The organism is Belliella buryatensis (assembly GCF_900188245.1).
Classification (GTDB): domain Bacteria; phylum Bacteroidota; class Bacteroidia; order Cytophagales; family Cyclobacteriaceae; genus Belliella; species Belliella buryatensis.
The window spans coordinates 92,857-106,378 of sequence record NZ_FZOK01000010.1; the positions used below are offsets into that span (position 1 = coordinate 92,857).

The window sequence follows — 13,522 nt, forward strand, 5'->3', positions numbered from 1 at the left end:
TTTGAAAATAAAGCACCAGTAATTTACTATTGGTGCTCTCATTTTTTAAACCCTTCTTATATCTGCCTGCCAATTTTTAATTCTTTGCTTGATAACTTTGGCACTGAGATCATTCTTGATGGTTTCCTCAATCAGTGAAAGTAGCTCCTCATCTGATGCAAAGCGAAGTGCAATAATTTGTGATAGGCGTAATTTTGGTTCAAGCTCACGAAAGGATTTACCTGTCAACTCAAAATACCTTTGTCTCGTTTCCATGCGGATGATTCTATCTTGATTTTTCAACGCATACAACCTTGCCAGTAAAGGAAGGATTAAAATGATCAAAGCGCCTATTAGAAAAAAAATAGCATTAGAAAATAAATCAGTATCAAAAGCTTGAATTACTTTCACTATAGACCATATGAAATAGACCAAAGTCAAAGGTGTGATCACAAAATGATGTAAAGGATAGTAACGAGCGTGATTTTTATAGTTTTGCATATACTTAGATTTTCTTTTCCATGACAATATCATCCATCACAAATCCATTTTCAAGGGCTATTACTTCACGTTTGATTTCGTAAAATCCTAGAGCTAAATAGGCATGTATAGCTTTATTATTAAACCTATTGACATTCAGGTAAATGGCATCAAATTGATTGACCTTTGCAATTTTTTCAACCTCTGAAATCAATTTTTTACCTACGCCATGACCTTGCGCATCAGGAAGAAGGTAAATCTTATGAATCTTAACCTTACTAGAATCAGCACAATTGAGCTCATAAGAGCAGTATCCTATGTATTTGGAATGTTCTTCGGCTAAAAGAAATACATGCTTTTTGTCTTTAACCTGAGACTTTAATGAATCTAAGGTGTACATCCACTCCATCATGTAATCAATCTGACTTGGAGTCAAAATATTCCTAAAGGTATGTGGCCATGTAATTTGAGCTATTTTCTGAACTTCTATTAATTGGCTTTCTGTAGCTTGGTAAATCTTCAACATGTATTGTGAAAACAAATGATGTTTAAAGCTAAATCCATTTTCTGGATTTTGGAAACAAAATCCTTTCACGAAATATATTTACCTTTAAGATTCATCCTATTTGTTCGCAATGACCATTCAGCAAAAAATAAAAAATCAAGCTTTGAATTCTGAGTTTGAATTTCAAGCTTCAAGAAGTAGTGGACCTGGAGGTCAAAATGTAAATAAGGTCAATTCCAAAGTTCAACTATTTTTTAACATTCAAGCTTCACAAATACTTTCTGAGGAAGAGAAAGAATTATTGCTTGAAAAGTGGCAAAATAAAATTGATTCTACGGGTAAAATCATGTTTCAGAGCCAAGAAAAGCGTTCTCAAAATCAAAACAAGGAAATCACCATACAGAAGTTTTATGATGCCTTATCCAAAGCTTTTGAGAAAAAGAAAATACGGAAAGCTACAAAACCTTCAAAATCAGCCATAGAAACAAGGATAAAAGCTAAAAAAAGTACCTCTCAAAAAAAGCAAAATCGAGGGAAAGTGGATTGGTAGATATTGATTAATTAATTATTTGATCCTTTATGAAAGTTTTGATTATCGAAGACGAAATTGAAATTGCAGAAGCTATCCACAATTACTTTCTGGGTTCTCCTGTGGTATGTGAAATAGTGACCAATGTAAAAGATGCTTCTGAAAAAATAGACCTTTATGATTATGACTGTATTCTGCTGGATATTGGTCTTCCCGATGGGTCTGGTTTTGACATTTTGGAAGAGATAAAAATCCGTAAAAAATCTGACAGCGTGATTATTATTTCGGCGAAAAACTCCTTAGATGATAAGCTCAAAGGTTTAGAAATTGGAGCAGATGACTTTCTTACCAAGCCATTTCACATGGCTGAATTGGCCATGAGAATCACTGCTGTTACCAGAAGAAAAATGTTTGATGGGAATAATATCGTAGAATTTGGAGGCATCACCCTAGATTTAATCAATAATACTGTCAAATATAAAAATGAAAACTTGGACTTAACACCTCGTGAATTCAGACTCCTGAGATTATTCCTTTCGTCTCATCAGCGTGTTTTATCCAAAACAGCCATTGCAGATCATCTCTTAGGAGAGCAGGTTGATTTTGTAGATAGTGACAAACTTGTATATGCCCATATTAAAAACTTGAAGAAAAAATTGCAACAAGCAGGATGTCCAGAATATATTAAAACAGTATACGGTATTGGATATAAATTCAGTATCGATTGATGTACAATTCAAGAAAGTATCATGAAACTTTTAGATAAATCATTTAAACCATTTGTGATAATGACTACCATTTTGGTTTTGGTCAGCATTCCTTTGTTTTATTTTGTAGTCGTTTATATATATACTGTAGATGCTGATCAATCACTTATAAACAACAAATTACGTGTAGAGGATCAGCTCAATCATCTTCATATGCATCCAAGAACAGCAGTTATAAGAATCAGGCTTCTGAACGAATTGGATATTGGATATCAAATAATATCCATGGATACTTTTCCTGCTGAAAGGGGTGATCGGTTTTATACAGCAGAAAGATTTGACCAATATTCAAACAGCATCAGGCCATACCGATATTTGGAAACAGTTATTGATATTTTTGACAAAGAATATCTATTGAAAGCCGAAGTCGATATGGAAGAGTACTTTGATGTAATCCCTTACACTACGGCAGTTGCAGGGCTTTTTTTCTTTTTGATACTAATTGGATATTATTGGATCAATAGAAGCATAGCACGAAAAGTCTGGCGACCCTTTTACAAGAGCATAGATGAATTATCGAATTTAAATATTCAAAATGGCCAAACGCTTAGCCCTATTGAATCAGATATTGAAGAATTCAAGAAACTTTCTGATAATTTACTCTTTTACACCAATAGGAGTCACTCTGCCTACATGCAGCAAAAAGAATTTACTGAAAATGCCTCACATGAATTACAAACTCCTTTGGCTATTATTCAGTCAAAAGCAGAATTACTTATACAATCTAATTTGACAAAAGAGCAATTTGAAATCGTTGACCAAATCAATTTGGCTGTCAATAGAATGAATAGGTTAAACAAAAATTTACTTCTTTTGACCAAGCTAGAGAACAAGCAGTATCTAACCAATGAAAATGTAAATTTATCTGATGTAGTCAAAGAAACTCTAGAGCTTTATCAATCTAATTTTGAAAGTAAAAATTTGAGTAGCTATGCTGAAATTAAAAATTCGATCATTATAAAGGGGAATATTGCTTTAATAGAGACATTGATAAATAGTTTATTGACGAATGCTACCACTCATAATTTTGAAAATGGAAAGATCAAAGTTTACCTCAATAGTAAATCTTTGATCATTCAAAATACGGGGAATTCAACAGCTCTTGATAAAAATAAGATTTTTAAAAGATTCAATAAAGACAATAAAAACTTAGCTGGGAGTGGCTTGGGACTTGCTATATGCAAAGAGATTGTACAATTGCATGATTTTAAAATAAGTTATAGAATGATCAATGATTTACATTCTTTTAAAATAACCAATTTTACGCCTGTTACTGAAACAGTAATTTAGGATAGCTTTTAAAGCTTTTTGCCAAATTTTAATACTGTTTGAGTCATATTATTAACATCTTCTAATTTTCTTCTAATTTGTTTTTCAAATTTAGAGCTGAATTCGCTTCACACTGAATCCGCTCTATGGGAAAACTTCTACGCATTATACTTATTTTCACCTTAAGCAGTTCGACCTTTGCTATAGCACAACAGTATACCATCAAGGGACATATTACAGATGCTAAAACTAAGGAAACGCTACCATTTGTGACAGTAATGGCTGGCCAGAATGTCTATGCTTTGGCTGATGAAAATGGGAGATATGAGCTGAAAATAAGCTCTACTTCGGCTCGAAATATAACCTTGACTGTAAGACTCGTGGGTAAAAGAACGGAAAGAATAGAGCTATCATTGAACCCAAGTCAGAATATCATTACAAGAGATATAATCCTTCAAGACAACGACAATTACATGTCGGAAGTGGTCGTCACTGCCGAACGAGATGATGAAAATGTGTCTGTATCCGCATTCAAGCTTGATAAAGATGTCATTGATCAGTCACAAGCTAATAGTCTTGCTGAATTACTCCAATTGATACCTGGACAAGAGATTCGAAACCCTGATTTGCAAAGTGCCCAAGCCATCAATTTCAGATCTGCCAATACAGGTCAATCTTCTCTCAACAATTCCTTCGGAATATCTATAGTTATGAATGATAATCAGCTGAATAACAATAGCAATATGCAAGGAAGAAACCCTATTCAAACAGGCGGGTTCAACTCGCTTGGAGGTAGCAATAGTTTCAGATCCAGTTCATTTGAAGGTGGCGAAAATCCTGGTGGTGGTTTTGACCTCAGGCAAATCTCAGTGGGGAATATTGAAAAAGTAGAAGTCATCCAAGGCGTGGCATCAGCAAAATATGGGGATATGTCCAATGGTGCTATTATCATAGAAACATCTGCTGGTCAAGCCCCCCTTAACTTTTCCTTGAGGCAAGCCAGAGCTGATCAGAATTTTCAATTATCCAAAGGATTTCAGCTATCAGAAAGACATTCCATATTTGCCAATATTGATTATTTGAATAGTCGTCCTGATTTGAGAGATGCTGTCAAATCTTTCAACAGAGTAGGGGGAGGATTGATGTGGAGCGCATTCATAGGATCTGGTAAATTGATCAAAAACACACTGGATTTAAAATATAACACTACTTTAGATGATTTTAGGATAGACCCAGACTTTGCCACCGAACGAAGGGTATTATATGAAAGAAGAGGTCAAACCGTTTCAAATAGAACTTACTTCAATTTAGAAACCCCGATTTTTGACAATTTCAAAACAGTTTTTTCTTACAATGGAGGTTATGATTATTCCTTTGTTGAGCAGTTTGTCAATCCTGGTGTATTGCCAGTAACAGGATTCTTGGGCGAAGGTGTAAATGAAGGTACATTCCATCCATCTTCTTATAGAACTACTAGAGCTATTGAAGGGAAACCTGTAAATATTTCAGCCAGACTTGACTTTTCAAAAGCCCTGGTCTACAAAAATACAGATCATAATATTTCATATGGGTTCACATACAACTTTAATGGTAATTATGGTGAAGGAAGGGTGTTTGATCCACTTAGACCACTCAGAACATCTGGGGTAGTTTCTCAATTTGGGAATGAAAGACCCTTAAGCTACAGAGAAATAAATCCCTTTTTAGAGCAGTTTGGGTTTTATATTGAAGATGGCATCAAAGGAGAGTTTTTAAATAAAGGATACAATCTCAACCTTGGCCTCAGAGTTGATAACCAATTCAATAATTGGAGTTTTTCACCAAGGATCAATTCAAGATACAATGTCAATGAAAACTTAACTTTAACTGGAGCATTCGGAATTAGCTACAAAGCCCCTGGATTAATTCACCTCTTTCCTGGCCCACAATTCCAAGATATTCCTTTGATCAATTTCTTCAATGGACGTGAAATAGAGTCACTCTACCTGGTGTATACCTATCAAAGGCCAAATGATGCTTCTCAAGTCAGACCCATGCAGGCCTACCAAAGAGAAATTGGGGCTTATTTCAAAAAAGGTTTATTCAATGTAAGTGTGACAGCATTTTTGAACGAGAACAAAAATGGATTCTCTGTAAATACAAATAGAGTTGGCCTAGATGTGCCCCAATATGAACTGGTAGAAGTCAGAGAAAATCAAAGACCCATCTATCAACCAACAGGCGAAGTAAGGATAGTTCCAGTCACAGAAAGACAGGTAGTAAATGGAAATTATGATAGAAGTTATGGCTTTGAAGTAGTAGCCGCTACCAAAAAAATAGAACCTATCAACACATCTTTCAGCTTGAATTTATCTTACTATGATAGTTATTATTTCAATGATAACCTGCAATATCTGGAACGAACCAACTTTCAACCAGGAGATCCTTTTTGGTTTGGAGTTTATTCTGGTACACAATCCCAAGGAGGAAATGCAAATGGTCTATTTACAATCAATCATCACATTTCAAAACTTGGCTTGGTCATGGCACTAAGAGGACAAGTTTTTATATATAATTATCAAAGAAGCTTTCCTTCCACTGATCGTGCAGTTGGGTATTTAAATGGCAATATGGAATTTGTAGAAATACCAGAATCAGAAAGAGATAGTCCTTTCTATGATATCTTAAGTATAACAGAACAACAAGGTAATTATTTTAGAAGACCTGATTTCACCTACTTCAATGCGCACTTCAACTTAAGCAAAAACCTTGGGAAAGGAATTCGTTTCTCCTTCTTCGCTAACAATTTCCTAAATATTCGACCGGAATTATTAGATCCAACCACTGGAACTTTCCTCAGCTTCCTCAACCAAGACCCCTACTTCGGTCTAGAATTAAGATTCACATATTAACTAAAATACACACCTATGAAAAAATTATTTTCAAAAATTATGCTGGCTGGAATTGTAGCCTTTTCACTAGCATGCTCTGAAAGAGATGATAGTCCAAGAGTAGAACCAACTGATGTAACTATACAAGTCAACCATAGTGAAGATTTCGATCAAGAACCTGCTCAAGGAAGTAAGGTTACTTTAAGAAATACAACTTCTCAACAAACTTTTGAAGGTGAAACCACAGCTGATGGCTCAATCATCTTTGAAGCTGTTCCAAGTGGAATATATGATATCAGCGCAACGATCACCATGGATGCTGAAGCATTCTTTAATTTTGCCGGATACCTTCCTGATGGGGAAGAGGTAGTTTTTAACGCCAACCAAACTGCTGTACCCATCAACACCACGGCTTCATCCTTTACGGTAGAACTTCTAGCTGGTAGACTTGGTAACCTTGTGATCAAACAAGTATATGCTGCAGGATCTGATAGAGTAGACGGAGCACTCTTCAGAGATCAATTCATAGAAATTCATAACAACTCCACAGAAACTCAATACATGGATGGTCTATACATCATGGGAGTATTGGGAAGATTGGCAAATTCAGTTCAAGACTTCACTCAACCTGATGGACAATGGGACTGGACCAAATCTGTAGGAATGAATGCAGAAGGCGACCCAAATACTGATTATGTATACTCCAAGTGGTTGTACCAATTCCCAGGTTCTGGACAGCAATATCCCGTAGAACCAGGCGCTAGCATCATTTTAGCAGCTACTGCTGTCAATCACAAAGCTCCTTTTGAAGGAAACGACGGCAATACAATTACTGTCAACAATCCAGACTTAACAGTAAACCTTAGTAATGCCGATTTTGAAGTATACCTCGGAGATGACGTCCCTACACCATTAGCTTCAGATATTGATAATCAATCTGTTCCAAATATGTTAAACATCCAATGGCAAGGCACTGATTTGATTTTAGATAATAGAGGGAGAGAGTCAGTGGTAATATTTGCTTCTGATGTTGATGTCAGAACTTTTCCGAGATATGCCACGCCTAATTCACAAAATATCACAAACAATACCGTTTTAAGATATCAAATCCCTAAATCACTGATCATTGATGGTGTAGAAGGACAAGAGTCTCCGACTAATCAAGTTCCTAAGATGCTTCCGGTTGATATTGATGCTGGATTCTTCTATGTACCAGGTGGCTCATTTTCTTCTGAAGCAGGATTTAGATTGACAGCCAATACTTTCGGTGATAGAAGAGTGATGAAAGATTCTAATAACTCTGAGAATGACATTATAGGGAAAAAAGCTGATCCAAAAGGATTTGCAGATTAAGACTATCTATTCAAAAAAGGGGGGATATTTCTCCCCCTTCTCTATTCTAAAACAGAGTATCGTTCTCTATCTATGAAAAAACTATTCTACATATTAATCCTTTTAAACTTTAACTTTTCGGTCTTCGCTCAACAGGCTGACTGGAATGAAAAACTGCTCTTGAAAAGCACTCAAGTGTATTTGGATCAATTCGCGATCCAACCACTACGATCGACCTTGATAGGGCAGGAATTTGGGTTTAGTGGTGCTTATTGGGATTATACAGATGGAGAATTTCATACCATCCAAATGCCAGAAAAGGAAAGAAACTATGGGTTCTTTAGCTATGGCAATAGGGAAGTAAAAGGTTGGTTAATAGAAGGATACTTCCGGTATCAAAATCAAAAGCAAGACAGTGTAGGGTGGAAGCAAACGAGAAATGTTAACGAAACTCCTTATTACTATGGCAATATTAGGCGAGGAAATTGGAGAAATGAAATTTTCAATTCCTACATCAATGCCAGCAAGTTTTTCTTTGGAGATAAACTAGGAATTGGAATTGGTGTAGACTACTCACTGCAAACCCACAGCAGAGGAAATGATCCAAGGCCTTTGATTAATTACTATTTAATCAAACCAAAGGTACAAATCTCCTATCGGTTTATTGAGAATCATCAAATAGCAGCAGGTGTACAAATCTTGAGTGCAAAGGAAAGAGGATCTGTATCTAATTTCAATCAAAGCAATGATAGCTTTGGACGTTCAGAATATAATATTTATACCATGATGGGAGGTGCTTCTTTCAATTTACTAAGAAGACCCAATTACGAATTATTTGATGAAGGTTATGGCATTTCAGCTGCTTATTACTACACTGGTGAAAACCTCAAAATAAGTAATGAATTCAATTACTCTCTTTCCCAAAAACAATTCAATAGAAGAGGGGTAGAAGGATCTCAAAGAATTTTTGAAGAAATCGGCTTTTATGATATCGACATAATCGAAAATAAAATCTTTGTAGAATACCAGAATCAAAGCAGCGTAATTCAAGCAGTAGGAAAGCTACAAGTCAGCCAAGGAACTGATTTCAATAACCTATTGGTTGGGAACAACTTCCAGCAAGATGATTATAGTTATGGCTTGGATATTTTCTATACCTTCAAAAATCTAAATAATTTCAATTTATACTCCACGATTAATCATAATACGCATGCTATGCGGGATTTTAATGCAAGTCATGCTTATGAAATCATCAATTTTAACTATGGTATTGGTGCTCAATTCCCATTAAAGGTTTCCAAAAAATTGACCTTTTACCCTGAACTTTCGATCAATTGGAATCAGAATCTAGACCAAATTGTAAACATCATTCCCAATCAAATCAATGTCGTCAGTAGAAGCATCATGATTCCAAATATTGACTATTTCAGTTCTGAATTTAGACAAATCCAGGCAACACTATCAGCTAGATACAGCTTGGGAAAATTTGATCTTAACCCAGTCATATTTGGTAACTTCAACAATTTTCAACCATTAACTACACTCAATTCGGACTATTTTGAAATAAGGAATACACAAAGACAGACCATAGGATTCAGCATCAATTTTATCCATTGATTGTCAAACCCAAATAATTTAGAGTTATCAAATGACTAAGCGTAAAATCATCATATTATCTACCATTACTTTGCTGACCTGTATAGGATGGGTTCAAGTCTCTCAGAAGTATACAGCGGACCAACTCAGACAAATTTATTCTCAGCCATCTGAACATTGGCCTGAGCCACATGTAGACGAGGATGTTGAATTTAGAGAAATTGGCTTGATGCCTGACAATCCGTATAGAAATGTAGATTCCCTCAAACCAGTGATCGAATTAGGTAAAGTACTTTTCTTTGACCCTAGATTATCTTCATCAAATCAAATCAGCTGTGCTACTTGTCATGATCCAGAATTAGGCTGGTCAAATGGAAGATCTCAATCTGTAGGTCATAACCATCAAGTAGGAAAAAGAAACTCTCCAGGGCTCAACAATATTTGGCAAACAGAACCTCTTTTCTGGGATGGTAGAGCTGCCACTCTGGAAGAACAAGCCTTGATGCCTGTGGAAGATCCGATAGAAATGCACCAGAAAATTCATTTTTTACCAACGAAGCTTTCCAAAATTGAAGGATACAAGAAATACTTCATAGAAGCCTTTGGAGATGATTCTGTTACAACAGAAAGACTTTCCTCTGCTCTTGCTTATTTCCAACGATCCTTAACAAGTCGTACAAGTGACTTTGACCAATTTATGAAAGGGAGAAAAGATGCACTTTCTGACGAAGCTATCCAAGGAATGCATTTATTCAGGACAAAAGCCCGATGCATCAATTGCCATAACGGACCATTTTTTACCGACAATAAATTTCATAATCTAGGCTTACACTTCTATGGAGGAAGGTTTGAAGATTTAGGTAGATTTGATTTTACAGGTGATCCAAAAGATATTGGCAAGTTTAAAACTCCTTCACTGAGAGATGTCATGTATACAGGACCATGGATGCACAATGGCTTCTTCAATGATATCATGGGAATCATGCAGATGTATGATAATGGGATGGCAAGACCCAAACCACGACCTGGAATGGAAGATGATCCAAACTTTCCTGAAACATCACATTTACTCAAGAAACTAGACTTGTCACTGGAAGAAAAAGAACACTTAATTGCCTTTCTTCATGCACTCTCTGCACCAAATTTTAGAATGGCAAGACCTGAAATCCCTAAATAAAAAAAAAGAGGCTGTCCCTACATACGAGACAGTCTCTTATAATTTGAATCAATATAAAACTCACCTCAATCCATCCCAATTAATCAGTGCATTCCAAACCATAGGCGCATCATGATGATTGAGGAATCTATGCAATGGATCAAATGTGAAGGCTAAAACATTGCCTCGACCAACAGGCACATTGAATACAGTTCCATGACCAATGATCTCTTGTTCATTTCTTACCATACCAGCAACTACATAAGGCTTTGATTTTTCTTCCTTAGCTTCCACCTTCTCACTTTTAGGCTTATCAGTCATCCCAAGAATTGGGCCTTCATAAGGAATCTCATCTTTCAATGGCTTGCTTCCATACTGCACAAGCATCAAATCTCTGTTGTATTTATTCGTTTGCAACAATGGACCATTACCCCTAAAAATCGAAAATTCCTCTGGATATCCATTGACAATTGGTGAACTGGATTTTCTCACTTTTGCCATCACAATAGACCCCGGATGGAATAAACTACCCGAACTGACTGGACTCAACTCAGGTGCAAGACCCAATTCCGCCATGATAGCTGCACTATTTTCTAAGGCTATCAGCAAGCCGCCATCTTGTACAAATTTTCTCAAATGCTCTATGCCCCCAAATCCAGGTCCACCTGTCATATCACTGGTAGAAGCGGGAACCCCATGGCTCGGGAATTCGGCTGTTTGGGTATAGGGCATAGGTCCAAATTTGCTGTCTACTCCATTGATAAACATTTTTGCATTGCCTCTCACCCGAGGAATCAAGATCACATCATACTTAGATTTCAAGTTTCCAGCCTTCAACTCGTCCTTATCGATCGAAGTATAAGGAATTCCCCTCTGCTCAAAAGTATACCTTGACCAGCCTTCATCTTGGGTATTGTACCAGGTATGATAGATGGCTACTCGTGGAAGGTTGATTGACTTCTGTTCAAATCTAGAAAAATCAGCTGAACTTGCTTCAAAATCTAATCCAAAAGTTTCTGCTAACTGTTTGATTTGGTTCAAATTTGTTTTAGTAATAATTACAGAGCCAGCGGGAAATACTTTCTCGTTGATTGATTCTGTTTTCTTCAAAACAGTAATTCCAGCATTCTTATTTTGTTGCTTGAGCGCATATAAAGCTGGAAGGACATTGTTTTGAGCTTGATAAGTATGGATAAAAGCATTGCCGCTGCCATCCACTTTTCCATCGTATTTCACCTCTTCTGTTAAAAGTTTATAAGAAGATAGATTTTTGCCATCTAGCTCACCCAAAGCATCTACCTCAACTCCATATAAATTGGGTAAAGTCCAAGCGATGGCATCATAAGGAGGAAATTTGGCATCTTTTGGATAGGCCTGAGGAGTCATCAATGAAACCAAAAGATTTCTATAAGGCTGCTCAGATAAAACCAAGTATTCATCCGCTGATTCATGTACCTCTATACCTTGAACCATCAATTGATTGGCTAAGTAAGCAACCATAGCAGGATCCCTTTGTGCTTTGGCAATCGTAAAAGCTTTAGGTCCTTCTGTTCTACCTTTTTCTACGCTGTTGAATCCTTTTTTATAAAAATTTCGAAGCAACATTTTGCCATTATTGGCGGCATAGGAAAGAGAAGCAATCACTCCTGTTTGCGTATAATTGATATTATTTCTAAAAGACCACAATACTTGTGGCGTAGCAGGATCTGGTCTATACCATTCTTTGGAAGTTGCGAGATCACCCGCATAGCGAGAGGTAGACAGATCTCTCAAATAAGTATCTGCACCTGCATTGCCATAAGTTTCATAGAAACGACCGTTGGAATTATGATTATTAGCTACCCAAATACCATATCCTGGCCACCAGCCATCATAAAAAGCCCATGTGAATGCTCCTGGCATCCCTTGTGCAGCCACTTCAGCCACATCATGATTGCCCATTACTTGCCATTCACTTTGGGTAATCGGGTCTACAAAGTCATTATATGGCCCAGTCCCTGTAGAAACGTAGAGTAGGGGAACAGACTCGTGTAAATCCAACATCACAGTTGGGTGAAATTCAAAAAACCCTTTGAAGATGGATTTTGTGATGGCTTGTGAAACTTGTAGTCCATCTCTGTTATTGTCATGAAAAACATATTTACCCCAATAGGGTACTGACCTTGGAAATCCATCATCAAATAACTCTCTACCTTTAGTGTGTCTGTAATACCAATCCACTTGTTTATCCCAACCATCAGGTTCAGAAACAGGATTGATGACTGTAATGATATTTTCTCTAATTTCTTTGATATGAACAGCCTCAGAAGTCACCAATCGATAAGCTAGTTCCATCAACATTTCTGGGGCCCCCATCTCGGTAGCGTGCATACCCGCGCTCACATAATATATAGGTTTAGCTGTTTCGATGATTTTTTCGGCCTCTTCCACACTGGTCTTCCTAGCATCAGCCAAAAGCGCTGTTTGTGTTTTGTACTGATCCAAATTCTGGATTGATTTTTCATCTCCTATGACAATCAAATAAAACTTTCGACCTTCCTCTGTTTCGCCCATTTCCTGCATGTGAACCATGGGGGAAGTTTCAGCTAATTGCTGATAGTAGGCGTAAATCTCAGAAGTTCTATGAACATGCCCTTCTTCGCCAATGATATGTCCAAAATGCTTCAAAGGAGAAGGAATATTAGGATGAACAACAAGATCCAGTAAAGACTGAGGCAAAAACCGCTTGTCTGTTGTAAAATCCTTGATCTTCTGATTATATACCTGATCTATTTGCTGAGCATTAACCTGACCTAGGTATAAAAAAAAGATCAATAGCAGGATAGCATTGTAACGTTTTTTCATAGTGAATTAATTAGTGATCATTCAATCTACAAAAAATCTATCCAATCAGATATGGCATTTACATGAAATCCATTCAAAATCGATCAATGGTCAAAATATGTCAATCATCGAACACCGAGCAACCTAAAGGGTAATAAAAAAATACTCCTGATCAAATCAAACGACAGATTGATCGCAAAACCTAATAATCTAAAG

Annotated in this window: 10 protein-coding genes; 7 read left to right on the forward strand and 3 right to left on the reverse strand. The window is 36.6% G+C overall.

Annotation, left to right across the window (positions count from 1 at the left end):
- Positions 1-45: 45 nt before the first annotated feature.
- Both CHB66_RS11415 and CHB66_RS11420 read right to left on the reverse strand, forming a co-directional pair.
- On the reverse strand, positions 46-480 hold the full coding sequence (locus tag CHB66_RS11415; RefSeq protein ID WP_089241161.1) for a DUF6526 family protein: 435 nt from the start codon (positions 478-480) through the stop codon (positions 46-48).
- 4 nt (positions 481-484) lie between these two features.
- Positions 485-985: a GNAT family N-acetyltransferase gene (locus tag CHB66_RS11420; RefSeq protein WP_170932480.1), complete on the reverse strand. Its 501-nt coding sequence runs from the start codon at positions 983-985 to the stop codon at positions 485-487.
- Between the two features lie 109 nt (positions 986-1,094).
- Between CHB66_RS11420 and arfB the strand changes: the two genes are divergently transcribed.
- From arfB to CHB66_RS11455, 7 genes are all read left to right on the forward strand, one after another.
- The gene (gene arfB, locus CHB66_RS11425) at positions 1,095-1,514 is read left to right on the forward strand and encodes an alternative ribosome rescue aminoacyl-tRNA hydrolase ArfB (protein WP_089241036.1); all 420 of its coding nucleotides are present in this window, start codon (positions 1,095-1,097) and stop codon (positions 1,512-1,514) included.
- A 29-nt stretch (positions 1,515-1,543) separates the two neighbouring features.
- Positions 1,544-2,221, forward strand: a complete 678-nt coding sequence (locus CHB66_RS11430; RefSeq protein WP_089241038.1) for a response regulator transcription factor — start codon at positions 1,544-1,546, stop codon at positions 2,219-2,221.
- A 21-nt stretch (positions 2,222-2,242) separates the two neighbouring features.
- A complete protein-coding gene (locus CHB66_RS11435; protein WP_089241040.1) occupies positions 2,243-3,550 on the forward strand; it encodes a sensor histidine kinase in 1,308 nt (435 codons plus the stop codon).
- Positions 3,551-3,675: 125 nt separating this feature from the next.
- A complete protein-coding gene (locus CHB66_RS11440) occupies positions 3,676-6,420 on the forward strand; it encodes a TonB-dependent receptor (protein WP_089241042.1) in 2,745 nt (914 codons plus the stop codon).
- A gap of 15 nt (positions 6,421-6,435) precedes the next feature.
- Positions 6,436-7,752, forward strand: coding sequence for a DUF4876 domain-containing protein (locus CHB66_RS11445; RefSeq protein ID WP_089241044.1), 1,317 nt, complete (start codon positions 6,436-6,438; stop codon positions 7,750-7,752).
- Between the two features lie 72 nt (positions 7,753-7,824).
- Positions 7,825-9,348: a DUF6850 family outer membrane beta-barrel protein gene (locus tag CHB66_RS11450; RefSeq protein ID WP_089241046.1), complete on the forward strand. Its 1,524-nt coding sequence runs from the start codon at positions 7,825-7,827 to the stop codon at positions 9,346-9,348.
- A gap of 31 nt (positions 9,349-9,379) precedes the next feature.
- Positions 9,380-10,504: a cytochrome-c peroxidase gene (locus CHB66_RS11455; RefSeq protein ID WP_089241048.1), complete on the forward strand. Its 1,125-nt coding sequence runs from the start codon at positions 9,380-9,382 to the stop codon at positions 10,502-10,504.
- A 60-nt stretch (positions 10,505-10,564) separates the two neighbouring features.
- Here the strand turns inward: CHB66_RS11455 and CHB66_RS11460 are convergent, their stop codons facing one another.
- On the reverse strand, positions 10,565-13,327 hold the full coding sequence (locus CHB66_RS11460) for a M14 family zinc carboxypeptidase (protein ID WP_089241050.1): 2,763 nt from the start codon (positions 13,325-13,327) through the stop codon (positions 10,565-10,567).
- Positions 13,328-13,522: the final 195 nt, after the last annotated feature.